This is a genomic window from Escherichia sp. E4736 (assembly GCF_005781225.1).
GTDB lineage: Bacteria > Pseudomonadota > Gammaproteobacteria > Enterobacterales > Enterobacteriaceae > Escherichia.
Genome location: NZ_VATT01000018.1, coordinates 1 through 26,276 on the forward strand (window position 1 = coordinate 1; position 26,276 = coordinate 26,276).

The 26,276-nt window shown below is 50.0% G+C and carries 25 protein-coding genes; 17 read left to right on the forward strand and 8 right to left on the reverse strand.

What is annotated here, in order from left to right; genetic code table 11:
• Together FEK46_RS13710 and iprA are read left to right on the forward strand one after the other, a co-directional pair.
• Positions 1–1,107, forward strand: a 1,107-nt coding sequence (locus tag FEK46_RS13710; protein WP_138194689.1) for an autotransporter outer membrane beta-barrel domain-containing protein, incomplete at its 5' end; no start/stop codon positions are given.
• Between the two features lie 87 nt (positions 1,108–1,194).
• Positions 1,195–1,818 (forward strand): hydrogen peroxide resistance inhibitor IprA, encoded by a 624-nt coding sequence (gene iprA, locus FEK46_RS13715; protein ID WP_130206171.1) that lies wholly within the window; start codon positions 1,195–1,197, stop codon positions 1,816–1,818.
• On the opposite strand, the gene ampH is transcribed toward iprA, so the two are convergent.
• Positions 1,819–2,976 carry a D-alanyl-D-alanine-carboxypeptidase/endopeptidase AmpH gene (gene ampH, locus FEK46_RS13720; RefSeq protein WP_130258527.1) on the reverse strand — a complete coding sequence of 386 codons (1,158 nt, stop codon included), beginning with the start codon at positions 2,974–2,976 and terminating at the stop codon, positions 1,819–1,821.
• 351 nt (positions 2,977–3,327) lie between these two features.
• Between ampH and sbmA the strand changes: the two genes are divergently transcribed.
• Together sbmA and yaiW are read left to right on the forward strand one after the other, a co-directional pair.
• Positions 3,328–4,548, forward strand: coding sequence for a peptide antibiotic transporter SbmA (gene sbmA, locus FEK46_RS13725; RefSeq protein ID WP_130215390.1), 1,221 nt, complete (start codon positions 3,328–3,330; stop codon positions 4,546–4,548).
• A 12-nt stretch (positions 4,549–4,560) separates the two neighbouring features.
• The gene (gene yaiW, locus FEK46_RS13730) at positions 4,561–5,655 is read left to right on the forward strand and encodes a surface-exposed outer membrane lipoprotein YaiW (RefSeq protein ID WP_135560019.1); all 1,095 of its coding nucleotides are present in this window, start codon (positions 4,561–4,563) and stop codon (positions 5,653–5,655) included.
• Between the two features lie 52 nt (positions 5,656–5,707).
• Here yaiW and FEK46_RS13735 read toward each other — a convergent pair whose 3' ends face one another.
• Positions 5,708–6,016 (reverse strand): YaiY family protein, encoded by a 309-nt coding sequence (locus FEK46_RS13735; RefSeq protein ID WP_064527077.1) that lies wholly within the window; start codon positions 6,014–6,016, stop codon positions 5,708–5,710.
• 259 nt (positions 6,017–6,275) lie between these two features.
• Between FEK46_RS13735 and FEK46_RS13740 the strand changes: the two genes are divergently transcribed.
• Positions 6,276–6,488 (forward strand): DUF2754 domain-containing protein, encoded by a 213-nt coding sequence (locus FEK46_RS13740; protein WP_130237775.1) that lies wholly within the window; start codon positions 6,276–6,278, stop codon positions 6,486–6,488.
• A 153-nt stretch (positions 6,489–6,641) separates the two neighbouring features.
• Here the strand turns inward: FEK46_RS13740 and ddlA are convergent, their stop codons facing one another.
• On the reverse strand, positions 6,642–7,736 hold the full coding sequence (gene ddlA / locus FEK46_RS13745; protein ID WP_130206181.1) for a D-alanine--D-alanine ligase: 1,095 nt from the start codon (positions 7,734–7,736) through the stop codon (positions 6,642–6,644).
• A 463-nt stretch (positions 7,737–8,199) separates the two neighbouring features.
• Here ddlA and iraP point away from each other — a divergent pair, with 463 nt between their 5' ends.
• The 4 genes from iraP (at position 8,200) to adrA (ending at position 11,631) form a co-directional block, all read left to right on the forward strand.
• A complete protein-coding gene (gene iraP, locus FEK46_RS13750; RefSeq protein WP_064527081.1) occupies positions 8,200–8,460 on the forward strand; it encodes an anti-adapter protein IraP in 261 nt (86 codons plus the stop codon).
• Positions 8,461–8,560: 100 nt separating this feature from the next.
• Positions 8,561–9,976 carry an alkaline phosphatase gene (gene phoA / locus FEK46_RS13755; protein ID WP_130260321.1) on the forward strand — a complete coding sequence of 472 codons (1,416 nt, stop codon included), beginning with the start codon at positions 8,561–8,563 and terminating at the stop codon, positions 9,974–9,976.
• A gap of 118 nt (positions 9,977–10,094) precedes the next feature.
• On the forward strand, positions 10,095–10,415 hold the full coding sequence (psiF, locus tag FEK46_RS13760; protein WP_130206185.1) for a phosphate starvation-inducible protein PsiF: 321 nt from the start codon (positions 10,095–10,097) through the stop codon (positions 10,413–10,415).
• Positions 10,416–10,515: 100 nt separating this feature from the next.
• Positions 10,516–11,631 (forward strand): diguanylate cyclase AdrA, encoded by a 1,116-nt coding sequence (gene adrA / locus FEK46_RS13765; RefSeq protein ID WP_130260319.1) that lies wholly within the window; start codon positions 10,516–10,518, stop codon positions 11,629–11,631.
• Between the two features lie 16 nt (positions 11,632–11,647).
• Here adrA and proC read toward each other — a convergent pair whose 3' ends face one another.
• Positions 11,648–12,457: a pyrroline-5-carboxylate reductase gene (proC, locus tag FEK46_RS13770; RefSeq protein WP_135560018.1), complete on the reverse strand. Its 810-nt coding sequence runs from the start codon at positions 12,455–12,457 to the stop codon at positions 11,648–11,650.
• A 119-nt stretch (positions 12,458–12,576) separates the two neighbouring features.
• Between proC and FEK46_RS13775 the strand changes: the two genes are divergently transcribed.
• The 7 genes from FEK46_RS13775 (at position 12,577) to FEK46_RS13805 (ending at position 18,146) form a co-directional block, all read left to right on the forward strand.
• Positions 12,577–13,035: a YaiI/YqxD family protein gene (locus FEK46_RS13775; RefSeq protein WP_130206191.1), complete on the forward strand. Its 459-nt coding sequence runs from the start codon at positions 12,577–12,579 to the stop codon at positions 13,033–13,035.
• A gap of 182 nt (positions 13,036–13,217) precedes the next feature.
• Positions 13,218–13,763, forward strand: a complete 546-nt coding sequence (aroL, locus tag FEK46_RS13780) for a shikimate kinase AroL (protein ID WP_130206193.1) — start codon at positions 13,218–13,220, stop codon at positions 13,761–13,763.
• Between the two features lie 28 nt (positions 13,764–13,791).
• On the forward strand, positions 13,792–13,983 hold the full coding sequence (yaiA, locus tag FEK46_RS13785) for a protein YaiA (protein ID WP_130206195.1): 192 nt from the start codon (positions 13,792–13,794) through the stop codon (positions 13,981–13,983).
• Positions 13,984–14,236: 253 nt separating this feature from the next.
• Positions 14,237–14,914 carry an AroM family protein gene (locus FEK46_RS13790; RefSeq protein ID WP_130206197.1) on the forward strand — a complete coding sequence of 226 codons (678 nt, stop codon included), beginning with the start codon at positions 14,237–14,239 and terminating at the stop codon, positions 14,912–14,914.
• Positions 14,915–14,985: 71 nt separating this feature from the next.
• On the forward strand, positions 14,986–15,270 hold the full coding sequence (gene ppnP / locus FEK46_RS13795; protein ID WP_130206199.1) for a pyrimidine/purine nucleoside phosphorylase: 285 nt from the start codon (positions 14,986–14,988) through the stop codon (positions 15,268–15,270).
• A gap of 144 nt (positions 15,271–15,414) precedes the next feature.
• Complete coding sequence (locus tag FEK46_RS13800) at positions 15,415–17,694, forward strand: DUF2773 domain-containing protein (RefSeq protein ID WP_135560017.1); 2,280 nt, start codon at positions 15,415–15,417, stop codon at positions 17,692–17,694.
• Positions 17,691–18,146 (forward strand): hypothetical protein, encoded by a 456-nt coding sequence (locus FEK46_RS13805; RefSeq protein WP_130260317.1) that lies wholly within the window; start codon positions 17,691–17,693, stop codon positions 18,144–18,146. Before FEK46_RS13800 ends, FEK46_RS13805 begins: the two co-directional genes overlap by 4 nt.
• A gap of 82 nt (positions 18,147–18,228) precedes the next feature.
• Here FEK46_RS13805 and rdgC read toward each other — a convergent pair whose 3' ends face one another.
• Entirely contained in the window at positions 18,229–19,140 is a 912-nt protein-coding gene (rdgC, locus tag FEK46_RS13810) for a recombination-associated protein RdgC (protein ID WP_130206205.1), read from the reverse strand.
• Positions 19,141–19,264: 124 nt separating this feature from the next.
• Here rdgC and mak point away from each other — a divergent pair, with 124 nt between their 5' ends.
• Positions 19,265–20,173, forward strand: coding sequence for a fructokinase (gene mak / locus FEK46_RS13815; protein WP_135560016.1), 909 nt, complete (start codon positions 19,265–19,267; stop codon positions 20,171–20,173).
• A 330-nt stretch (positions 20,174–20,503) separates the two neighbouring features.
• Here mak and araJ read toward each other — a convergent pair whose 3' ends face one another.
• The 3 genes from araJ to sbcD form a co-directional block, all read right to left on the reverse strand.
• On the reverse strand, positions 20,504–21,688 hold the full coding sequence (araJ, locus tag FEK46_RS13820) for an MFS transporter AraJ (RefSeq protein ID WP_135560015.1): 1,185 nt from the start codon (positions 21,686–21,688) through the stop codon (positions 20,504–20,506).
• 125 nt (positions 21,689–21,813) lie between these two features.
• Positions 21,814–24,957: an exonuclease subunit SbcC gene (gene sbcC / locus FEK46_RS13825; RefSeq protein WP_135560014.1), complete on the reverse strand. Its 3,144-nt coding sequence runs from the start codon at positions 24,955–24,957 to the stop codon at positions 21,814–21,816.
• Complete coding sequence (sbcD, locus tag FEK46_RS13830) at positions 24,954–26,156, reverse strand: exonuclease subunit SbcD (RefSeq protein WP_130206213.1); 1,203 nt, start codon at positions 26,154–26,156, stop codon at positions 24,954–24,956. The genes sbcC and sbcD overlap by 4 nt, the downstream gene beginning before the upstream one ends.
• Positions 26,157–26,276 lie beyond the last annotated feature (120 nt).

Here is a 26,276-nt window from a genome sequence, read left to right on the forward strand (position 1 = left end):
TACCGGAATGTGGTCACTCCAGTTCGTATCGACAACGCAACTGGCGCTGGCGCAATCGCTGATTACAAAGATAAAGAAATTATCTATGTAAACGACGTCAACACCGACGCTACCTTCTCTGCTGCTAACAAAGCTGACCTGGGTGCATACACCTACGAAGCTCGTCAGGAAGGTAACACCGTTGTTCTGCATCAGACCGAGCTGACTGACTACGCTAACATGGCGCTGAGCATCCCGTCTGCAAACACCAATATCTGGAACCTGGAACAAGACACCGTTGGTACTCGTTTGACCAACTCTCGTCATGGTCTGGCTGATAACGGCGGCGCATGGGTAAGCTACTTCGGTGGTAACTTCAACGGCAACAACGGTACCATTGACTACGATCAGGATGTTAACGGCATCATGGTCGGTGTTGATACCAAAATTGATGGTAACAACGCTAAGTGGATCGTCGGTGCGGCTGCAGGCTTCGGTAAAGGCGACATGAATGACCGTTCTGGTCAGGTGGATCAAGACAGCCAGTCTGCCTACATCTACTCTTCTGCTCGCTTCGCGAACAATATCTTTGTTGATGGTAGCTTGAGCTACTCTCACTTCAACAACGATCTGTCTGCAACCATGAGCAACGGTACTTACGTTGACGGTAGCACCAACTCTGACGCGTGGGGCTTCGGTTTGAAAGCCGGTTACGACTTCAAACTGGGTGATGCTGGTTACGTAACTCCTTACGGCAGCATTTCTGGTCTGTTCCAGTCTGGTGATGACTACCAGCTGAGCAACGACATGAAAGTTGACGGTCAGTCTTACGACAGCATGCGTTATGAACTGGGTGTAGATGCAGGTTATACCTTCACTTACAGCGAAGACCAGGCTCTGACTCCGTACTTCAAACTGGCTTACGTCTACGACGACTCTAACAACGATAACGATGTGAACGGCGATTCCATCGATAACGGTACTGAAGGGTCTGCGGTACGTGTTGGTCTGGGGGCTCAGTTCAGCTTCACCAAGAACTTCAGCGCCTATACCGATGCTAACTACCTCGGTGGTGGTGACGTAGATCAAGATTGGTCCGCGAACGTGGGTGTTAAATATACCTGGTAATATTCTTCACTCTGAAGAAATACTGGTAATTTAATCTAAATAATGCCCGTCAAGGATTTGACGGGCATTACTGCAAAGGACGCGCAAATGTTATCTGTAGTTAAACCTCTTCAGGAATTTGGTAAGCTCGATAAATGTTTGTCCAGATACGGCACGCGCTTCGAGTTTAATAATGAAAAACAAGTCATATTCTCCAGTGATGTAAACAGCGAAGATACATTCGTTATTTTAGAAGGTGTTATCTCTCTCCGTAGAGAAGAAAACGTACTTATCGGTATTACGCAAGCCCCTTATATTATGGGACTGACTGATGGTTTAATGAAAAACGATATACCATACAAATTAATATCAGAAGGAAACTGTACGGGATATCATCTACCAGCCAAACAAACCATTACTCTTATTGAACAAAATCAACTCTGGCGTGACGCTTTTTACTGGTTAGCCTGGCAAAATAAAATCCTGGAATTACGCGACGTTCAGCTCATTGGGCATAATTCCTACGAGCAAATCCGTGCGACATTATTATCAATGATTGATTGGAATGATGAATTACGATCACGCATTGGCGTAATGAATTATATCCATCAACGTACACGCATATCACGTTCCGTCGTGGCAGAAGTTCTTGCGGCTTTACGCAAGGGCGGCTATATCGAAATGAATAAAGGCAAACTGGTCGCTATCAACCGTTTGCCTTCAGAGTATTAATCAGGAAGCGGGAATGACCATCGGTTTATTCCCGCTAAGTTCGGTCACCAAATCATTGATGCCATCGCTCATATTTTTAAACCGTGTTAATGGTGAGCGGGTCACGACCACAAACGCACCGATATTTTTTTGCGGGATCATCGCCATATAGGTAATGAAGCCACCGCCACCACCGGTCTTCTGAATAATACCCGGACGTCCATCCTTCGGTGCCATATACACCCAGCCTAAACCGAGAGCATCCGCTCTGCCTGGCACATCCATGCCAATCACTTTCGTAAACTGTGCACGCTGATAAATCAGCGTCTGCATGCGATCCGCCTGGTGACTGCGCTGATAAAAATCAGAAGACAAATATTGCTGCATCCAGCGCATCATATCGCCAGGTGTGGAATAAACGCCGCCGCTGCCAATGGCCGCCAGCGTATTGTTACACGGACTGGCACCGCGCTCGGCAACCATCAAACGGCGGCACTGGTCCGGCGATGGTGTGTAGGTGGTGTCTTTCATCCCCAGCGGACGGGTAATTTGCTCTTCAAACAACTGGGTATAAGGCTTGCCGGATGCATTCGCCAGCGCATCCGCCAGCAGGTCGAACGCAAGGTTGGAGTACGCGGCCTGGCTGCCTGGCGCGGCTTTTAGTTTTGCCGTAGAAAGATATTTCCAGCGTTGCTCTCGCGTCGGCCAGACAAACACCGGACGATTTGCCGCGCCACCGGGCTGTTCACGGGGCAGGGCGCTGGTGTGGGTTGCCAGATTCACCAATGTGATGGGGGCTCCGTTATAAGTTGGCACGCGTGCGCCTGGCGGGGCATATTTACTCAGTGGATCGTTTAACTTCACTGTCCCCTGGTCCAGCAATTTCACCAGCATCTCACTGGTCATCAACTTGGTGAGCGAAGCAATACGTACTACTGAATCCAACTGCGGGCGAACGTTATTACCAGGGCGAGTTTCGCCATAACTGCGAAAGACACGCTGATTACCGTCGATAACGACCAGCGCCATCCCGGTGGCACCGCTGCCGTAAAAAATATGATCGGCATAGCGATCAACAATATCAGAGGCGAATTCAGGTTCGGCGATAGGTTGCGCCGCGTGGACAGAGGTCAATGACGCCGCACACAGCACGGCAGAAAAAAGCAGACTACGTTTCAACGGTGGTGTCCATAAATTAAATGAAGGTAACTGAGCGTATTTATACTACTCGTTGATGGATTGCAAAGCGCAAATTAGTGCAATAATAGTGTTAAAAACGTAACGGCGCGTAAACACGATCTTTTTCCTGCTCACCAATGTCTGCATTTGTGATCCTGTTCGTGTTAATGCGCTTATGTAAACAATCCTTTGTTTGTGAAATCCGTCGAAACAATTCTTCCGGTCAGGAGGACGAACTAAGCGCCCCGCGGTTGGTCACAATGGGCGGTTTCATTTGGCTGATTCTTTGAAGCGGCCATGCGGTTAATACACAGCAGTTGCTAAAACGATAAGAAGCTAGCAGGAGAGCATATGTTTAAGTCTTTTTTCCCAAAACCGGGAGCCTTTTTTCTCTCGGCCTTTGTTTGGGCATTGATTGCCGTCATCTTCTGGCAAGCGGGAGGCGGTGACTGGGTTGCCCACATCACCGGGGCTTCTGGGCAGATACCGATTAGCGCTGCCCGTTTCTGGTCGTTAGACTTCCTGGTTTTTTACGCTTATTACATTGTTTGCGTAGGACTTTTCGCGCTGTTCTGGTTTATCTACAGCCCACATCGTTGGCAATACTGGTCAATACTCGGCACTGCGCTAATTATCTTCGTGACCTGGTTTCTGGTGGAAGTTGGGGTTGCAGTCAACGCCTGGTATGCACCGTTTTATGACCTGATTCAAACCGCGCTCAGTTCGCCGCATAAAGTGACCATCGAACAGTTTTATCGCGAGGTGGGCGTCTTTCTGGGGATAGCACTGATCGCGGTGGTTATCAGTGTGTTGAACAATTTCTTTGTCAGCCACTATGTGTTCCGCTGGCGTACGGCGATGAACGAATACTACATGGCGAACTGGCAGCAACTGCGCCATATCGAAGGGGCCGCGCAGCGTGTGCAGGAAGACACCATGCGTTTTGCTTCAACGCTTGAGAATATGGGCGTCAGCTTTATTAATGCCATCATGACGCTGATCGCCTTCTTGCCGGTGTTGGTGACGCTCTCCGCGCACGTGCCAGAGTTGCCGATTGTGGGGCACATTCCGTATGGTTTGGTGATTGCCGCGATTATCTGGTCGCTGATGGGGACCGGATTACTGGCGGTTGTGGGGATCAAACTGCCGGGACTTGAGTTTAAAAACCAGCGAGTAGAAGCAGCTTACCGTAAAGAGCTGGTCTATGGTGAAGACGACGCCACGCGTGCGACACCGCCAACGGTGCGCGAGTTGTTCAGCGCGGTACGGAAGAACTATTTCCGCCTCTATTTTCACTATATGTATTTCAACATCGCCCGCATTCTCTACCTGCAGGTCGATAACGTTTTCGGTTTGTTCTTGCTGTTTCCGTCGATTGTTGCCGGTACGATTACGCTCGGCCTGATGACCCAAATCACCAACGTTTTTGGTCAGGTTCGCGGCGCTTTCCAGTATCTGATTAACTCATGGACCACGCTGGTCGAGTTGATGTCGATCTACAAACGTCTGCGCAGCTTTGAACATGAACTGGATAATGACAAAATTCAGGAAGTAACCCATACATTGAGTTAAAAAGGAGAGGTAATGTCGCGAGTCAATCATCTGTCTTCGCTTTCATTGTTGGCGGTTCTGGTTTTAGCGGGGTGTAGCAATCAGGCGCCACAGCCGTTGAAAAAGGGCGAAAAAGCGATAGATGTGGCGAGCGTGGTGCGGCAGAAGTTACCCGCCAGCGTAAAAGACCGCGATGCCTGGGCGAAAGATCTTGCCACCACTTTTGAAAGCCAGGGGCTGGCACCGACACTGGAAAATGTCTGCTCGGTGCTGGCGGTGGCGCAACAGGAGTCAAATTATCAGGCGGATCCGGTCGTTCCTGGATTAAGTAAAATCGCCTGGCAAGAGATTGACCGCCGCGCCGAACGGATGCACATTCCTGCTTTTCTGGTTCATACCGCGCTAAAAATCAAATCGCCAAACGGTAAAAGCTACAGCGAACGGTTAGATTCCGTGCGCACGGAAAAGCAGTTGAGTGCAATTTTTGACGATCTGATCAGCATGGTGCCGATGGGGCAGACACTGTTTGGTTCGCTTAACCCGGTGCGCACCGGTGGGCCGATGCAGGTCAGCATTGCTTTTGCCGAACAGCATACCAGGGGGTATCCGTGGAAAATGGACGGTACGGTACGTCAGGAGGTCTTCAGTCGTCGCGGCGGATTATGGTTCGGGACTTACCATTTACTTAATTATCCTGCCAGCTATAGCGCGCCGATTTTCCGTTTCGCCGATTTTAATGCCGGTTGGTACGCCAGTCGTAATGCCGCGTTTCAGAATGCGGTCAGCAAAGCCAGCGGCGTGAAGTTGGCGCTGGATGGTGATTTGATTCGTTATGACAGTAAAGAGCCGGGTAAAACAGAACTGGCGACGCGTAAGCTGGCGGGCAAACTGGGAATGAGCGACAGCGAAATTCGTCGTCAGCTCGAGAAAGGGGATAGTTTCTCTTTTGAAGAGACGGCGTTGTATAAGAAGGTTTATCAACTCGCCGAAGCGAAAACGGGTAAATCGCTACCGCGTGAAATGTTGCCCGGTATTCAACTGGAAAGCCCGAAAATCACCCGTAACCTTACCACCGCATGGTTTGCGAAGCGCGTCGATGAAAGACGAGCGCGCTGTATGAAGCCGTGACCAATAGGTAATCGTAGGCCAGATGTTTACGTCGCATCTGGCAAAATAAATCTTACTGGCGGCGATGTCGCCAGTGCAGCCACACCGCAACCACCGCAAAGATGAAGCAGCCAACCAAAAACGGGATCAGCCCGAAAATGGTGCCAACTCCCAGACCAATTTCCACTCGTGGGCGGCCTGTCTCCTGGACCTGCATTAAACGCTCATAGACACCTGGCGCATGCACCAACAAATTCAGCAATTGCGCCCCAGCCCAAAAGCAAAACAGCACAAACAATGCATAGGCAATGTTGCCAGGCGTTGAAGAGGCATCGCGATATTTTCCGCTAAACAGCGATTTTGACAGGGTGAAATCAGCCATAAAAACCTCCGGAAGTCATCTGCTTCTCTTCTGGTGTGATACCAGCGGCTTATGGCAAGTCTGACAGGTCATTGGGATTGTCAATATCAGAATCATGGTAAATTGATGTTGGGAATATTCCCGAAGCGAGAATCTTCGTCATGACTCACAAAATTGCAACCTTAAGTTAAATTTCTTAACGGTTCTGGAAATGCTGTCTACACCACAGACGGATGTTGCAGAATATGCAAGGATGTTGTTTTTCGTTAACGGAGCTGCCATGAATCTGCCTGTAAAAATCCGCCGCGACTGGCATTACTATGCGTTCGCCATTGGCCTTATATTCATTCTTAATGGCGTGGTGGGGTTGCTGGGGTTTGAAGCAAAAGGCTGGCAGACCTACGCGGTGGGGCTGGTGACGTGGGTGATTAGCTTCTGGCTGGCGGGACTGATTATTCGCCGTCGCGATGACGATACTGAAAACGCCCAATAACAGTGGATTGGGCGGTCGGGAATGCTGACAAATTGCGCCGGATGCGGCGTGAACGCCTTATCCGCTTACGAAAATCTGGTTGGCCTGTCAGGCAATCTTACGTTTGCCATTAGTATTAAACGCCCAATAAAAATATTACCGGGCGTTTGAATATTACATGGTGGTTTTCAGTGCGTTATCCGCTGCGTGACGCTCCAGCGCCAGCTCAATCAAACGTGTGATCAGGTCGGTGTAGCCCAGGCCACTGGCTTGCCACAGCTTCGGATACATACTGATGTTAGTGAACCCTGGCAGCGTGTTGATCTCGTTGATCACCACCTCGTTTTTCGGCGTTAAAAAGACGTCTACACGCGCCATGCCAGCACATCCCAACGCCTGGTAAGCCTGAACGGCAATCGCCCGAATCTTATCGTTGATTTCCGGCGCAATGTCCGCAGGAACCACCACTTTCGCGCCATCTTCGTCAATGTACTTGGTGTCGTAGGCGTAGAAATCGCTGGTCAGTACGATCTCGCCACAGGTACTGGCTTGCGGATTGTCATTACCCAGAACCGCACATTCGATCTCACGACCTTTGATCCCTTGCTCAACGATCACTTTGTGATCGAATTCGAACGCCAGATCGACAGCAAGGGCATACTGCTCTTCGCTGGTCACTTTGCTGACGCCAACAGAGGAACCCTGATTAGCTGGTTTTACAAACAGCGGCAACCCAAGTTTAGACTTCACTTCGGCGAAGCTGATTTTGTGGCGATTGGCGCGCGTCAGGGTAATAAATGGCGCGATGTTCAATCCAGCGTCACGCAGCAGACGTTTGGTGACGTCTTTATCCATGCATGCAGCAGAAGCCAGAACATCGGAACCGACAAACGGTAGATTGGCGACCCGCAGCATTCCCTGTAAGGAACCATCTTCACCCAACGTACCGTGGACAATTGGGAAAATGACATCCACCGTCGGCAACGGCTGGCCGTTCTGCGCATCAATAAGTTGCTGTTCATGTTTACCCGGCACCTGCGCGAGACTGGTGGCCGAAGGGCGCAGCGCAATATGGGCAGGATCGTCTGCGTTCAGCAAATAATTGCTGGCATCGCTGACGTGCCATTGCCCTTGTTTATCAATGCCCAGCAGCACAACGTCAAAGCGACTTTTATCAATGGCATCGACAATGTTTTTTGCCGATTGCAGAGACACTTCATGTTCTGCTGACTTTCCACCAAAAACGATTCCTACCCGCAGTTTTTCCATCTTAAAAACCTATCCCGTAGAACACAAAGAGCATACATTACCACGACAAAACGGGGGATTCGCGGCCTTCTGACAGTTTGTTGCAATCTTCTGCTGATAAACCGTGCAGCTTGCGGGGTAAGATTCATCGCTGACTAAATTATGTGCGTAAGATCACAAAAATGATGAACGGGAAACTAATTTATTCCTGGTGTGAATTGCTGCCTGGATGGTTATTATACGTAATAATAAGTTAACCAAGAGTATATATTCCATAACTTTTTATTATAAAAAACATTAATAATTGTATACCTATATTTTATGTGTGGAATTATTTAAAAATAGAGAAACGTTTCGCTGATAAATGTGAAAAAAAATATTTGCTAAAATTATTTCCTCTGTCATAAAAATACTACATCAAGACTCTATGCAGTTGTGAAACATAATGTTAACTTCTCCATACTTTGGATAAGGAAATACAGATATGAAAAATCTCATTGCTGAGTTGTTATTTAAGCTTGCCCAAAAGGAAGAGGAGTCGAAAGAATTGTGCGCGCAGGTCGAAGCACTAGAGATTATCGTTACTGCGATGCTTCGCAATATGGCGCAAAATGACCAACAGCGGTTGATTGATCAGGTTGAAGGGGCGCTATACTCGGTAAAGCCCGATGCCAGCATTCCTGATGACGATACGGAGCTGCTGCGCGATTACGTAAAGAAGTTATTGAGGCATCCTCGTCAGTAAAAAGTTAAGCCCTCCAACAGTTGTCATAATGCTGTCATGCCAGAGACTTATAGTCGCTTTGTTTTTATTTTTTAATGTATTTGTACATGGAGAAAATAAAGTGAAACAAAGCACTATTGCACTGGCTCTCTTGCCGTTACTGTTTACCCCTGTTACTAAAGCCCGGACCCCAGAGATGCCAATTCTGGAAAACCGGGCGGCACAGGGGGATATTACCGCGCCTGGCGGCGCTCGCCGATTAACGAGCGATCAGACCGCTGCCTTACGCGATTCTCTTAGCGATAAACCCGCGAAAAATATTATTTTATTGATTGGTGATGGGATGGGGGATTCGGAAATCACTGCCGCACGCAATTATGCTGAAGGCGCGGGCGGTTTTTTTAAAGGGATCGATGCCTTGCCGCTTACCGGACAATACACCCATTATGCGCTGGATAAAAAAACCGGAAAACCAGACTACGTGACCGACTCCGCAGCGTCAGCAACGGCCTGGTCAACTGGCGTCAAAACGTATAACGGCGCGCTGGGTGTCGATATTCATGAAAAAGATCATCCAACGATTCTGGAATTGGCAAAAGCCGCAGGGCTGGCGACCGGCAACGTTTCAACGGCTGAAATACAGGATGCCACTCCCGCCGCGCTAGTGGCACATGTGACCTCGCGCAAATGCTATGGTCCGAGCGTTACCAGCGAAAAATGCCCGAGCAACGCGCTGGAAAAAGGTGGAAAAGGATCGATTACTGAACAACTGCTTAACGCCCGTGCAGATGTTACGCTTGGCGGCGGTGCAAAAACCTTTGCTGAAACGGCTACCGCCGGTGAATGGCAGGGAAAAACGCTGCGTGAACAGGCGCAGGCGCGTGGTTATCAGTTAGTCAGCGATACCGCATCGCTGAATGCGGTGACGGAAGCGAACCAGCAAAAACCCCTGCTTGGACTGTTTGCTGACGGCAATATGCCAGTGCGCTGGCAAGGACCGAAAGCAACGTACCACGGTAATATCGATAAGCCCGCAGTCACCTGTACCCCGAATCCGCAACGCAATGACAGTGTGCCTACGCTGGCGCAGATGACCGATAAAGCCATTGAACTACTGAGCAAAAATGAGAAAGGATTCTTCCTGCAAGTTGAAGGTGCGTCGATCGATAAACAGGATCACGCCGCGAATCCTTGTGGCCAAATTGGCGAGACGGTCGATCTCGATGAAGCCGTACAGCGGGCGCTGGAATTTGCCAAAAAGGATGGCAACACACTGGTGGTGGTCACCGCTGACCACGCCCACGCCAGCCAGATTGTCGCGCCAGATACCAAAGCGCCGGGTCTGACTCAGGCGTTAAACACCAAAGATGGCGCAGTGATGGTGATGAGTTACGGGAACTCCGAAGAGGATTCACAAGAGCATACCGGTAGCCAGTTGCGTATTGCTGCATATGGTCCGCACGCTGCGAATGTGGTTGGTTTGACCGATCAGACCGATCTCTTCTACACCATGAAAGCTGCACTGGGGCTGAAATAACACCGAACCCGGCGGCTAATTTTGGCTGTCGGGTGGTTTTTTTGCTGTTAGCAACCAGACTTAAAAGCAGATCAAGGGCGCAAACGCTCCTGGTTAAAATGTGAAGAGGGATGGTGCTATGAAAATAACATTACTGGTTACCCTGCTATTCGGCCTGGTTTTTTTAACCACTGTCGGCGCTGCCGAGAGAACGTTAACCCCACAACAACAGCGTATGACCTCCTGTAATCAACAGGCGACAGCGCAGGCGTTGAAAGGGGATGCCCGTAAGACATACATGAGTGATTGCCTGAAGAACAGCAAATCTGCGCCCGGTGAAAAGAGTTTGACGCCGCAGCAGCAGAAGATGCGCGAATGTAATAGTCAGGCGACGCAGCAATCTCTGAAAGGTGATGATCGTAATAAGTTTATGAGTACTTGCCTCAAGAAAGCCGCGTAAAACCTATAGTGCTAACGGGTGAGTTAAGAAAATGGCTCACCCGAAATATCATACTCCCGCCTTTCGCCCCATCTCTATAATTTGGGAAAATTGTTTCTGAATGTTCCCAAAAATAATGAATGATGAAAATTTTTTCAAAAAAGCGGCGGCACACGGGGAGATACCACCATTAGCTCCTCAAAACGAACATCAGCGATCCGGGCTGCGCTTCGCCCGTCGCGTCAGACTACCGCGAGCGGTAGGACTGGCTGGGATGTTCTTACCAATCGCCTCGACGTTGGTTTCGCACCCGCTGTCAGGCTGGTGGTGGCTGGTGTTGGTTGGCTGGGCATTTGTCTGGCCGCATTTAGCCTGGCAGTTGGCGAGCAGGGCCGTTGATCCGCTTGGCCGGGAAATATACAACTTAAAAACTGATGCAGTGTTAGCCGGTATGTGGGTAGGCGTGATGGGCGTAAACGTGCTGCCTTCGATCGCAATGCTGATGATTATGTGCCTGAATTTGATGGGGGCAGGGGGCCCCCGTCTGTTTGTCGCCGGTTTGGTGTTGATGGTCGTTTCCTGCCTTGTCACACTCGAACTCACGGGGATCACGGTGTCGCTCAAGAGTGCGCCGCTGGAATGGTGGCTCTCCCTTCCCATTATCGTCATTTATCCTCTGCTGTTTGGCTGGGTCAGCTACCAGACAGCGACCAAACTGGCTGAACATAAACGACGATTGCAGGTCATGAGTACCCGTGACGGCATGACGGGCGTTTACAACCGGCGCCACTGGGAAATCATGCTACGTAATGAGTTTGATAACTGTCGCCGACACAATCGCGATGCGACGCTATTGATTATTGATATCGACCATTTTAAGAGTATCAACGATACATGGGGTCACGATGTCGGTGATGAAGCAATCGTTGCCCTTACCCGACAGTTACAAATTACCCTGCGTGGCAGCGATGTGATTGGTCGTTTTGGTGGTGATGAATTTGCGGTAATTATGTCAGGTACGCCAGCCGAAAACGCCATTACTGCCATGTTACGTGTACATGAAGGATTAAATGCATTACGCCTGCCAAATACGCCGCAGGTGATATTACGGATAAGCGTCGGTATCGCGCCGCTGAATCCGCAAATGAGTCACTACCGTGAGTGGCTGAAATCGGCTGATATGGCGCTCTACAAAGCAAAGAGAGCCGGACGTAACCGTACTGAAGTGGCGGCCTGACGTCCAGCGAGAGTCATCAGGACTTGCTGAGTTTTTCTGATTTTTCCATACACTTCGTCATCGCTTCGATCACCGCGGAACGGAATCCTTTCTCTTCCAGAACGCGTACCGCTTCAATGGTTGTGCCTCCTGGTGAGCAGACCATATCTTTCAAGGCGCCCGGATGTTCGCCGGTTTCCAGCACCATTTTCGCGGAACCCATTACCGCCTGGGCGGCAAACTTGTATGCTTGCGCGCGTGGCATCCCGCCCAGCACGGCGGCGTCGGCCATCGCTTCGATAAACATAAAGACATAGGCTGGCGAAGAACCGCTCACGCCAACCACTGGGTGGATCATCGGCTCAGCAATGATTTCCGCCTCGCCAAAGCAGCGGAAAATATTCAGCACATCGGCAGTATCTTCGGGAGTGACCAACGCGTTTGGCGTTACGGATGTCATCCCGGCGTTGACCAACGCGGGGGTGTTCGGCATGGCGCGAATAATTTTCCGGTCGTGACCCAGCGCCCGGGCAAGTTGGTCGAGCGTAACGCCTGCGGCGATAGAAACCACCAGAGAGTCTTTATTCAGGCTGGAAGTGATTTCGCTAAGGACTTTAATCATGATGCCCGGTTTGACGGCAGCAAAGACGATATCGGTGATTTGCGCCACTTCCTGTGCCGATTCTGCGGCGTTGATACCAAACTGTTCATGTAAGGCGGCAACTTTATCCGGGGAGGGGGTATACACCCAGATTTGCCCTGGAAGGACCTGACCGCTGGCAATCAGACCGCCGAGAATGGCTTTTCCCATATTGCCGCAGCCAATAAAACCGATTTTCTTTTCCATTGCACACTCCTGCCGTGAATTCATTATTTTGAAAAGCGCCTGGTCAGAAGCATAAACAGAACTATGCCGGAAGGCAAAAGCGCGACACAATAGAGGATTACCCAACAGAGGATAGCCTTATGACAATATGGGTGGACGCCGATGCGTGTCCCAATGTAATTAAAGAGATTCTGTATCGCGCGGCAGAACGTATGCAGATGCCGCTGGTGTTGGTGGCAAATCAGAGTTTACGCGTGCCGCCATCGCGGTTTATTCGCACGCTGCGCGTCGCGGCAGGTTTTGACGTGGCTGATAATGAAATTGTACGTCAGTGTGAGGCGGGCGATTTGGTAATAACCGCAGATATTCCTTTGGCTGCTGAAGCCATCGAGAAAGGCGCGGCAGCACTTAATCCGCGTGGCGAACGGTACACACCAGCGACTATTCGTGAACGTCTGACGATGCGCGATTTTATGGATACCCTACGAGCCAGCGGCATCCAGACCGGAGGACCAGATAGCCTTTCGCAACGTGACCGCCAGGCATTTGCGGCTGAACTTGAAAAATGGTGGCAGGAAGTTCAACGTAACCGTTCGTAAATGTAATATATTATTTACACTTCTTTCTCGCTCATTTCTTGATATAGTAAGGAATGTATTGAAGTTCGCTCCTTAAGTGGAATTATTTCTTTACAATCGAAATTGTACTAGTTTGATGGTATGATCGTTATTCTTACGAAACCGGCTTTCGCCGCATTGCGACCTTTTGGGGAAAACCCACGATGACACACCCTCTTTTTCTGATCGGGCCTCGGGGCTGTGGTAAAACAACGGTCGGAATGGCCCTTGCCGATTCGCTCAACTGTCGGTTTGTTGATACCGACCAATGGTTGCAATCACAACTCAATATGACGGTAGCAGAGATCGTCGAAAGGGAAGAGTGGGCAGGATTTCGCGCCAGGGAGAGCGCCGCTCTGGAAGCAGTTACTGCACCATCCACCGTTATCGCGACGGGCGGCGGTATTATTCTGACGGAATTTAATCGCCACTACATGCGTAATAACGGGATTGTGGTTTACTTGTGCGCGCCGGTGTCAGTGCTGGTAAATCGTCTGCAAGCAGCGCCAGAAGAGGATTTACGGCCAACACTCACAGGAAAACCGTTAAGTGAAGAAGTTCAGGAAGTGCTGGAAGAACGCGATGCATTATATCGTGAAGTTGCGCATATTATCGTCGATGCTAACAACGAACCCAGTCAGGTGATCTCTGAAATTCGAACCGCTTTGGCACAAACGGCAAACTGTCATTGTCCTGGCACCTATACTTAATGTTCATCCCGTGAAATAAGGAAGAACAATGCCAACGAAACCGCCTTATCCCCGAGAAGCCAGAATTGTTACGGTAGAAAAAGGCCAGCAAGGACAGACTGTGACCTGGTATCAGCTGCGAGCCGATCATCCCAAACCAGACTCTTTGATCAGCGAACATCCTACGGCCCAGGAGGCGATGGATGCTAAAAAACGCTATGAGGATCCTGATAAAGAGTGACCGCATCAGACTGCTCGGAAGGGACTCTGAGTGCTATTGCAACGGACCTGCATCACACTTTTCACAATTCATGTTTTTCAAATAATTAGAATATTAAACAATAACAATCCATTACTGGAACTATTGGGAATCTTTACATTATGCCGTGCGCGTCTGCTGCTACGCTTTTTTGCATTTGTAGCATCGGCAAGCGCCCGCTGTGGTGCTTAGTATTTGCCCGGTAATTAACGACGAAAAAGAAAGGTGGAAGACAATGAGCGCGTCGTTGGCGATTCTGACCATCGGCATTGTACCAATGCATGAAGTTTTGCCGCTTCTGACGGAGTACATTGACGAAAATAATATTTCCCATCATAGCCTGCTGGGGAAATTAAGCCGCGAAGAGGTGATGGCGGAGTATGCGCCAGAAGCAGGCGAAGAAACTATTCTTACATTATTAAATGACAACCAGCTGGCCCACGTTTCACGCCGTAAAGTGGAGCGTGATCTACAAAGCGTGATTGAGGTACTCGATAATCAGGATTATGACGTTATTTTGCTAATGAGTACGGCCAACATTAGCAATATGACAGCGCGAAATACGATCTTCCTCGAGCCTTTGCGCATTCTCCCACCCTTGGTTTCCTCCATTGTTGAAGGTCACCAGGTCGGTGTTATTGTTCCAGTAGAAGAGCTTTTGGCCGTTCAGGCGCAAAAATGGCAAATTTTGCAGAGAACACCACTATTCTCGCTGGGAAATCCCATTCATGATTCTGAACAGAAAATCGTTGATGCCGGGAAAGAATTGCTGGCGAATGGCGCGGATGTCATCATGCTGGATTGTTTAGGATTTAATCAGCGTCATCGCGATTTACTGCAAAAAAAGCTCGATGTACCTGTTTTGCTCTCTAACGTATTGATTGCCAGGCTGGCGGCGGAATTGCTGGTGTAATTTTACGTGACAGTTAGCACCTTTGGCCCCTATAGTGAAGAAGATGTTAAACCACCTGACAGGGCCAGTTTATGCTTCAAAGTAACGAATACTTTTCCGGAAAAGTGAAATCGATCGGCTTTACCAGCAGCGATACTGGCCGCGCCAGCGTCGGTGTGATGGTTGAAGGTGAATACATGTTCAGTACTGCGGAACCCGAAGAGATGACGGTGGTCAGCGGGGCGCTGAATGTTTTGCTGCCTGGCGCTACCGACTGGCGCGTGTATGAAGCTGGTGAAGTATTTAATGTTCCCGGCCACAGCGAGTTCCATCTGCAAGTTGCCGAACCGACCTCCTATTTGTGCCGCTATCTGTAATATCGCGCCTTCCCGTCTGAATGGGAGGGCATTTTTCTGAAATATTCCTTATTTCACGAATAATAAAATCTCCATTGCTGCTAATTTTTCTATTTTCGATATATTCATAATCTATCAAGGTTGATATTAATATCAGTGAAGATTATGAATAAAATAAAAATATTGATCATCTGTATGGTTGTATTTATTGCCACCGAAAATGTTTACGCTGCAAAGTGGATCACGAGCGATGATCTTATTAAGTCAGATTTCCATATCTTGACCGCAGAAGAACGTAATGGAGTTAAAGAGGAAACCGATGATAGTATGGAAGCCTCTTATATGCTTAAAAATAACATTCGTTGGTATTATCATAATGGAGATTTATCAATACCCAGCAATTTTAGTAATAAGCATACCCTGGTGGTCAAGGGGAATTTAACCATTAATGGTGATTATGATGATTATTCGGCAGGTGATGGTCAACTCATTGTGTTGGGCAATGTGATTGTCGACAACTTTATTAATCATGATTTCGCATACGTCAAAGGTGAGATGCAAGCGAAAGGTTTAGTCTATGCTGATTATAATGATCATAACTTTGAAGTAATGAAAGGTATTACGGCTCGCGGAATTATTGTTTCAGACAAGGCGACGCAATTTGAGGTTAATAACGCTGAGTTTTATATCAACGAAGATACCAGTAATGAAAATTATGACTGGGATGCGAATATTCGAAAAGCGTATTCGCTGTTTGAGCCCGATCTCTATGAGATTACTGAAATTGAAACCGACAATGTTTTAAATGCCTATCCTGATTATGACAGTGTAGCGGCCAGTATTGTCCAGGGATTGCCGTTGTTTCGCGATAAACCTGTATCGGGGTTAAGTGAAAAATTGCAGTGGATTGAACAGGGCAAGGTCGAAAAATTTGCGGCTGGCAACGTTAAGCATGAAGATCCGCTGGTGGCGCGTTTTCTGACTCGCATGGAGAGTCTACCAACTGATGTTATGCTGCAATTGCTACAGCATCCTGATGACCAGACACGAGAATATATGGCGCAGCGTTGGCCCGCCAGGCAAATGCATTTACTCACCGCGCCGTTTATTAAAGACCAGGCAGTGGCGAAAGGACTGATTAAAAACAGCGATATTTCACCAGTAGTGAATGAAAAATTAATGTCGACGCCTGTCGAGAGCGTCCAACTCGAGCAGGCCAGACAGGATAATCTTTCTCCGGAACTCATTGCCCTATTAAGTCAGAGTCCGTTTCCGATTGTACGTAAGACGTTAGTCAGCCAGTACGATTACGCGTGGCTGGCGCCAACATCTGTGGTGGATGAACTGATAAATAGCGATGATGATGAACTACGCGAACGAATTGCTGGTGCCGATTTGACTACACGACAAGCCGTGGCGCTGAGTAACGATCAATCACTTAAGGTCCGTGAAGCCGTAGCTCATGCCCTTGTGGAACTAAAAGTTACGCGGCTTTCTGCAAACATGAGTATTCCCGATATTGAACGTATTGCAGATCAAATGTATCTCGATAATAAAGACCATAAAAATATCGTTATGGCATTATTTATTGCTTTACCTGAAGCGCGCCAACTGTCGCTGGCAAAAGAAGATATACAATATTTACGTGAAGGTGCGCGTTATCTGACGTCAACTGAAGTGATTAACTATCTCCTGACACATCATGATAACCCCGCTGTCTGGAATGAATTAGCACACGATAAACTGCTGCCGTTGGAATACAAGAAAAAATTGTGGCAGCGCACATTGCAATTAATGATGAGCAAACGGCAAGAGGATCAGGAGCAGGCGTATGATATACAACTGGAACTGATTGATAATGGCATAGTAGATGAAGCAATGCTCAATGACGCCATCGATTTGCTACCTGATTTACCGGCTGAATATCGTTACCGGATGCGCAATCAGTTATTTGATAAAAATGATTTACCTTCAGAGATTATTGCCCGTCTTGATAAGCAATATCGCTTTAATTCTGACTGGGCGCTGTCTGTTACAGACATGACAAATAGTAATCGTAGGCAGTGTGATAGAGGATTACGTCGCTGGAATGATGATGATAGCGTTATTTTAATCGAGCTGGATAAGCTGACAGATAAGCCTGATGATGAGTTTTGGCTGGCATTACTGCAAAGTCGGCATGAACAATTACGTAAAACGGCGTTGATTAATGCGCATACGCCGACTTCCGCATTCACAGCATTGGTTACACCGCAGGATCGTCAGGGAGCGATTGCCAACCCGCAACTGCCTGCTAAGGTGAAAACGGCGTGGTTAAAAGAGGATCCGTCTTTACTGTTATTTGCCGATCATCCTGATCCACAACAATTACGTGAATTAGTTAAAACCGGATCGACACGACAAATTCGTAGTGAAGCGCGCAATAAGCTTGAGGAATTAAAATGAGGTCACGGCCCTGGAGTAAATTACAGCGGGAAATCTATGATTTACTGACGCCGACCATCAATCTGCAAATTCACTGTACCCGTTATCCAATGCGCAGCCAAAATGGTGGAAGCACCGATTTGCCGCGTTACTGGATCACTCTGGATCAAGATGTTATCTGGGATTATCCAAAAGATTTTGTCGCGGGTAATCATGGGGTGCGAAATTTTCACGGCGAAACTTGCTGGTATCCTTACCTGACGGATATTTGTTCAATTTCTAATTTATTGCGTGAATATATTGATACACCGAAAGCGGAGCTGTTAACGAAACAGTTTGCCAGTGATAAGTGGGGGTTAGTGAATATTCTGCGTGCTGCCGACAGGCGAATCGGGACGAGGCGGTTAGATCAGTTACGGCGTAAAACACACAATATTGCAGCGTTAAAAATCATCATCCGACGTAGCGAATGATTAGATTAATGCCTGGCATGGCTTCGTACGCCGGATAAGACGCACCGAGGCGTCGCATCCGGCATTGAAGGCAAACCAGCTATTAACGTTGCGCTTCGCCGCCCAATCCTTCGATCAGGTTTTGAATTAACGCTGCCAGTTCGCCGGTCATCAGGATGAAATCGGCGTCAAAACGCTGGGCAAAATCTTCGCGGTCGATATCTTCGTTTTGATCGCGCAGCTCGTCGCAGAACTTCAGGCGCTTGAGCGAACCATCGTCGCACATCACAAACTGAACGCGTTGCTGCCAGTCGAGCGCCAGTTTAGTCACCACTTTTCCGGCTTCAATGTGATTGGTGATCTCTTCGCTGGTCAGATCTTGTTTCTTCGCGCGGATCACGCCGCCATCTTCCAGCAGCGATTTCAGCTCGGCTTCATCAAGCAGCTGGAAGCCCTGTGCCGCGCTGCCGGAGCGTACCCATTCGGTCAGCGTCAGTTCAATCGGGTTTTCCATGCTCAATGGCACAACCGGTAACGACCCCAGGCTTTTACGCAGCAGTGCCAGCGTATCTTCCGCTTTTTTGGCGCTGGCGCAGTCCACCATGATCAAACCGTTCACCGTGTCGATCCACATCATGGTTTGGCTGAAACGGCTGAAGGCGCGAGGCAGCAGAGAGTGCAACACTTCATCTTTCAGCGAATCTTTTTCGGTTTTCTTCAGCTTACGCGCCTGTTCCGCTTCCAGTTTGGCGATTTTCGCTTCCAGCGCCTGTTTAATCACCGGAGACGGGAGGATTTTTTCTTCTTTGCGCGCGCAGATAACAATTTGACCATTGGCAACGTGCGTTAACGCATCGCTGTGTGATCCCATCGGAGGAACCCAGCCCATCTTCGCCATATCCTGGCTGCCGCATGGGGTAAATGCCATCGAGGCTAGCTGTTTTTCCATCTCTTCTGCACGCAGCGAAATTTCGCGGCTAAGACGGTAAACCATTAAATTTTTGAACCACAGCATGATAATTTCCACGGCCTTGTCGTTAAATTTAGCGGGCATGATAACGAATTGTCGGCGGCCTTGCATTGCCAATCCGGTTGTCCGTCTCTACGCTATTGATATTGAAAAAAATAAGGAGAGTACCGTGCGTATAGGTATCGATTTAGGCGGCACCAAAACTGAAGTGATTGCACTGGGCGATGCAGGGGAGCAGTTGTACCGTCATCGTCTGCCCACGCCGCGTGATGATTACCGCCAGACCATAGAAACGATCGCCACGCTGGTTGATCTGGCGGAGCAGGCGACGGGGCAGCGTGGAACAGTGGGGATGGGGATCCCCGGCTCGATTTCACCCTATACCGGAGTGGTGAAAAATGCCAATTCAACCTGGCTTAACGGTCAGCCATTCGATAAAGACTTAAGTGCGCGGTTGCAGCGGGAAGTGCGGCTGGCAAATGACGCCAACTGTCTGGCGGTTTCGGAAGCGGTAGATGGCGCGGCAGCGGGAGCGCAGACGGTATTTGCTGTGATTATCGGCACGGGATGCGGCGCGGGCGTGGCATTCAATGGGCGGGCGCATATCGGCGGCAATGGCACGGCAGGCGAGTGGGGACACAATCCGCTACCGTGGATGGACGAAGACGAACTGCGTTATCGCGAGGAAGTCCCTTGTTATTGCGGTAAACAAGGCTGTATTGAAACCTTTATTTCGGGTACCGGATTTGCCACAGATTATCGTCGTTTAAGCGGACATGCACTGAAAGGCAGTGAAATTATTCATCTCGTTGAAGAAAGCGATCCGGTTGCCGAGTTGGTATTGCGTCGCTATGAGCTACGACTGGCGAAGTCGCTGGCGCATGTGGTGAATATTCTCGACCCGGATGTGATTGTCCTGGGCGGAGGGATGAGCAATATTGACCGTTTATATCAAACAGTTCCACCGTTGATTAAACAATTTGTCTTCGGTGGCGAATGTGAAACGCCCGTGCGTAAGGCGAAGCATGGTGATTCCAGCGGCGTACGCGGCGCCGCATGGTTATGGCCACAAGAGTAAAAAACCCAGGCAATTGGTGCATCATGCCTGATGCGACGCTTGTCGCGTCTTATCAGGCGTACAAAATAAGCAGCCGTAGGCCGGATAAGGCGTTCACGCCGCATCCGGCACCGTGCTCAGATGCCTGATGCGACACTGGCGTGTCTTATCAGGCCTACAAAATAAGCAGCCGCAGGCCGGATAAGGCGCTCGCGCCGCATCCGGCACCGTGCTCAGATGTCTGATGCGACGCTTGTCGCGTCTTATCAGGCCTACAAAATAAGCAGCCGTAGGCCGGATAAGGCGTTCACGCCGCATCCGGCAACAAGTAACGTGCACCGTGACTGCAACCTACCCCAGTGGTTTCGCCAGCACCGGACTCTCCGCTACTTGCTGGCGCTTATAGCGACCATACAGCAGCAATGAGGACATCGCAGCAAACGAGAGCAGGGCGGCAGGTAACGCCACGTAATTATACGCCAGCCCCAGCGTCAGCATCATCCCGCCGCAATAAGCACCCACGGCGCTACCGAGGTTAAACGCTATTTGCCCACCCGCGGCACCTAATAACTCCCCACCTTTGGCATTTTGCAGTAACAATATTTGCAGCGGTGCTGAAAGGGCAAATAATCCCGCGCAACAAATAAAAGCAAAAATAAGCGACGTTGTTTTCATGCCGCCGAAGAAAAAGAGCATCAACAGTGCCAGCACAATAATAAAGTCAGTCACTGCCGCAATGCGTAGCGGCGAGTAACGTCCGGAAATCCGGCCACTTAGCAGATTCCCCAGCACCATCCCCAGTCCGACCAGCATCATAATGAAGGTCATCGCCGTTTCCGAAAAACCGGAAATAAACATCATGTAAGGTTTAACGTAACTAAACCAGGCAAACACACCTGCGTTGCCAAACATCGTGGCGGCGAAAATTAACCACGGGGCCGGGCTGCGCAAAAAGTGAAATTGTTCGCGCAGCTTTCCTTTCGCCTCGTCGCGAATATCCGGTACCCAAAAATAGACCGATGCCATCACCGCAATATTAAAAACAGCGATCAATAAAAAGGTGTAGCGCCAGCTAAATTCCTGACTTAAATACGTCCCCAGCGGAATGCCCAGCAGATTGGCGACTGTCATCCCAGAAACCATACCCGCCACGGCGGCGGTGACTTTGCCGGGTTGGATAATTTTCGATAACACGATCGCCCCGACGCCAAAAAATGCGCCATGCGGAAAACCGGAAACCAGGCGGCCAATGGCGAGCATCAGGTAAGACGAAGAGAGAGTAAACATGGCGTTGCCAATGACGCACAACGCCACCAGAAACAACAAGATATGTTTGAGTGAGTAGCGACTGGAAAAAAGCGCGATTATTGGCGCACCGACCACCACCCCCAGCGCATAATACGAAATCATATGCCCGGCGGCTGGAATCGAAATTCCCACATTATGCGCCAGCTCAGTGAGCACCCCCATAATGCCAAATTCAGCCATCCCCAGGCCAAATGTGCCGAGTGCCAAAGATAAAATAACTTTTTTCATACCACCATCACAACCAACAGAGCAGCTACGAATCACCGTAGCCAATAAAGTGATAGCTTGCAGGATAACGACCATCCGGGCCAAGAGATAATTCGCCCCTCTGTATTCATTATCCTGCTGAATAGTTATTTCACCGCAAACGCGCTTTCCAGTTTACTGTAGCCCAGTCCGTTGATCTTCTTCACTTTAATCTGCACCGGAATACGCTCTTTCATCGCTTCAACGTGGCTAATCACCCCGATGGTTTTACCACTGGCGTTCAGGGCATCCAGTGCGTCAAGGGCGGTATCCAGCGTTTCGCTATCCAGCGTGCCGAAACCTTCATCGAGGAACAGCGAGTCAATACGCGTTTTATGGCTGACCAGATCCGAAAGTGCCAGCGCCAGAGCCAGGCTCACGAGGAAACTTTCGCCGCCGGAAAGCGTACGGGTATCGCGTACCGCATCTGCCTGCCAGGTATCGACAACTTCGACCTCCAGCGCCTCGCTGGCTTTACGCTGTAACAGGTAGCGACCGTGCAGCCGGGTAAGTTGCTGGTTAGCCAGATGGACCAGATTGTCCAGCGTCAGCCCCTGAGCGAATTTACGGAATTTATCGCCCTCTTTGGAGCCAATCAGCGAATTAAGATATCCCCAGTCCTCAACCTGCTGCGTCGTCTGTGCAATTTGCTGCATTAAGGTTTGTTGTTGCTGACGGTTGTCTGCATCCTGCTTCAGCTGCTGGCGAATTTCCCCCTGGCGAGTGGTGTTTTCACGCAACTTTTGGTGAGTTTGCGCTAACTCTTGCTGAATCTGTTCCACCGTCACCGTGAGATCCAGTCCGCCAGGTCGGTGTTGCTGATGCTGTGCCAGTGTTTCAGCTGTCTGAGTGGCCAGCGCTTGTGCCTGACGACGCTGGTTTTCCAGATTCTGTTTCAGCTGTTCCAGCTGAGTTAGCGTCTGCTCATCCATTAACGCCGCAAGAAATGCCTGCTGATCGTCAAAAATGCTGTCCTGTAGCGCGGTGTCAAACTGCGCCTGAACTTTTTGCAGACTTTGCGCTGCCAGAACCTCCTGTTGCTGCAACGTTTGCTGCTGGCTTTGCAACGCGAGGCATTGTTCGTGAACTTGCCGCCAGTTTTCCAGCGCCACAGTTTCTTCGCTGTGCGGGAGTTCATCATTTTGCGGCAACGTTTCCAGAATCGGCGTCAGCTGCTGAATACGGTTTTGCAGCGCGGTTAATTCGTTCTGGCGATGCTGCCAGCTCTGCGCTTCTTGCTGACGTGTCGCCAACCAGCTCTCTTCTTCATCTTCCTGTGGCAATGTCAGTGCATAACCCGCCAATGCCGTTAAGAGTTGCTGCTGGCGTTGTTCAATTTGCTGTTGATACTGGATAATTTGCTGATTATGCGCGGCAATCTGACCTTGTAATTCATACCGTTGGCTGAGTAACCGCAGCTGGCGTTCGTGCTCATCTTGTGCATCTAGCCACGGTTGAATATCGTCCTGTGGCTGCAAGGTGATATTGAGGCTGGCCGTGACGGCTTGCCATTGTTGAGTAAGTGCTTGCTCATCTTGCCGGAGGCTTTGCGCTTCGTTTTCATCACGCTGAAGCTGCTTCGTTAAGGCGTCCAGTTGCCCGCGCAGCGCCGCGCCTTCTTCGCCGAGCTTTTTCACTTCGTTTTCCAGCGTTAATAGCCGGGCCTGATTAACGCCCGGTTCCAGCGCCTGATACGCCTCGACCGCCGGGTGGCTGGTGGAACCACAAAGTGGACAAGGCTGACCTGCCTGTAACTGCGCGCGCTGGGCTTCCAGCGTTTTAATGCGAGCTTCCTGCTCGCAAATGGTTTTGACATCGGCAAGTTGCTGCGTCTTTTCTTTATAACGCTGGCGCATTTCGTTAAGTGCGGCATTACGTTGCGTCTGTTCCAGAGTGACATTCTGGATAGCGACCTGTAACTGCGCCAGACGTTTTTGTTGGGGAACAATCTGCCCATGCAGCGCAACCAGGCGTTGACGCAGTGGGCGTTGCTCAGCATATTGCGCCTGGGCGCTAGCAACTTCATCGGCAGTTAACGTCAACGTGATCGCCGCAAGCGCATTAAGTTTTTGCTCAGAATGGGTTAACTGTTGCTGCCATTGCCGCAGATGCTCGCGATCGCTGGTTTGTTGGGAGAACTGCGCACGCCAACCTGCCAGTTCGTTGTTCCACTGACGGAAGCGATCGTGTTCCTGTAACCAGGCATTCAGGCTTTGTTGCTGCTGCTGTAATTCTGCTGACTGCTTCGCCGCGTGGTAGCGAATGCTCGCGCGAAGCGCCATTGTGCTCTGTAAGCGAGTATTTACTTCTTCAATCTGCTGGCGAGTATGCGCCAGCGCCGCGCTGTGTTCTGCGATGCGTTCCCAGTGCGGACGAAGATTTCGTGCCGGTTGCGCCAGGCTGAGGGCTGCCAGTTGCGGTTGTGCTTTTTCTTCCTCGGCTAACGCCTGTTGCAGTGCCTGCTGACGGCGACTGGCTTCCTGCTGCAACTCGTCCTTACGCGTTAACCAGTTAAGTGATTGTTGTTCTTGCTGCTGCGCAGTGAGTAACCGTTTCTCTTCGTCAGTGAGTACCTGCAAACTATCTGTAAGCGATTGCAGCTGTTCTGGCGCTAATAACGCAACGCCGCTGGCCTGCGCTTGCAGTTTCTCCAGCTCAGTACGGGCCGATTTATGCTGTTCAAAAACCATCGCCGAGATTTGCCCGTAGATTTCGGTGCCGGTTAACTCCTCGAGCAATTCCGCGCGTTCTTTCGGTTTCGCATTGAGGAAGGCAGCAAATTGCCCCTGCGAAAGCAGCATCGAACGGGTGAAGCGCCCGTAATCCAGTCCGGTTAACGTCGCCGTCAGTTCCAGCTTATCTTTCACTTTGTCGGCGAGAATTTTGCCGTCTGCGCAGCGCGCCAGCTCTACGCGTGGCACCTGCAAATTACCGTCCGGCTGGTTACGCGCCCGATTCTGGCTCCAGAACGCGCGATACGCTTCACCTTTCACTTCAAATTCCACTTCCGCCAGACATTCGGCGGTATCGCGGGTCATGAGATCATTTTGTGATTGCGAAACGTTAGAGAGGCGCGGGGTTTCGTGATACAGCGCCAGACAAATGGCATCGAGTAGGGTCGTTTTTCCCGCACCTGTTGGACCGGTAATGGCAAACAGCCCGTTGCTGGCGAACGGCTCGCGGGTGAAATCAATCTTCCATTCGCCTTTTAATGAGTTCAGGTTTTTCAGGCGCAGGCTGAGAATTTTCATGCTTCGTGTTCTCCGGCGAGGGTCTGCAACGTCGTGGCGAAAAGATTCTGTAGACGTTGCTGCTGCGATTCATCCAGTTCTTCCAGTGCCAGACGGCGATTGAACACCTCTTCGACGCTGAGTTCGCTGAGGGTTTCACGCTGTTGGCTGGCTAACACACGCTCGCGCTGTTCACGACTCCGGCGTACCAGCAATACTTCGACAGGTAATGATTCGGTTAATGCCTGGATTTTGCGCTGAATATCATGCAGATACTCATCGGTAGTGATTTCGATATCCAGCCAGACAGGTGGCTCTTGTGATACATCGCGCCACTGTTCCAGCTGTTCGGTAATCGACGCCAGATCGCCTTTCAGCACCGCCATGGGTTGCGTTACCGGTACGTTCAGATTTTCCACGCTCTCTAATTTGCCGTTTGAAAATGTCACCAGATGGACATATTTACTCTTACCGCATTCATCAAAACTCAGTGGAATGGGGGAGCCGCAATAGCGAACATGTTCCATGCCGCCAATAATCTGCGCGCGGTGAATATGCCCGAGCGCGATGTAGTCGGCTGGCGGAAAGTTTTGTGCCGGAAACGCGTCCAGCGTGCCAATATAGATGTCACGCACGGCGTCACTTTTACTGGCGCCCACGGTCGTTAAATGTCCCGTGGCGATGATGGGCAGAGGCTGATCGCCGCGCAGCTTGCAGGCATCGGCATAGTGTTGTTGATAATAATCAGTAATAGCTGCCAGCAAATGCTGCTGTTTTTCAATACCGTTAAGTCCCGCCTGGCTGGTAATAATGTCACGCGGGCGTAAAAAAGGAATGGGGCACAGCACTGCGCCTGGCGTCCCGTCGCGACGAGGCAAGATTTGCGGCGCATGTCCGGCGCTGGCGACCACGGTAGTATTGAGGAACGCCATGATATCGCGCGATTCATTCAGCGTGGCGACCGAATCATGGTTTCCTGCCAGTACCACCAGATGACAGCCAGTTTGCTGTAAATTGACAACAAAACGGTTGTATAACGTGCGGGCGTAACTGGGCGGTGAGCCGGTATCGAAAACATCACCGGCAACAATAATCGCATCCACCTGATGGGTTTGTGCTGTCTCCAGCAGCCAGTCAAGAAAAGCCTGATGCTCAGCTTCGCGGCTTTTACTGTAGAAGTTCTGGCCGAGATGCCAGTCTGAAGTGTGAAGGATGCGCATAACGATTCTCTGGCGAAAAAGCATGGGCGCGATTATACCCAAACAGGTGCGCTATTTGCTTTTTTCTGCACCACAGAAATCAATAACCTGAAAGGATGTGCGGCGTGCTTTTCATAAATC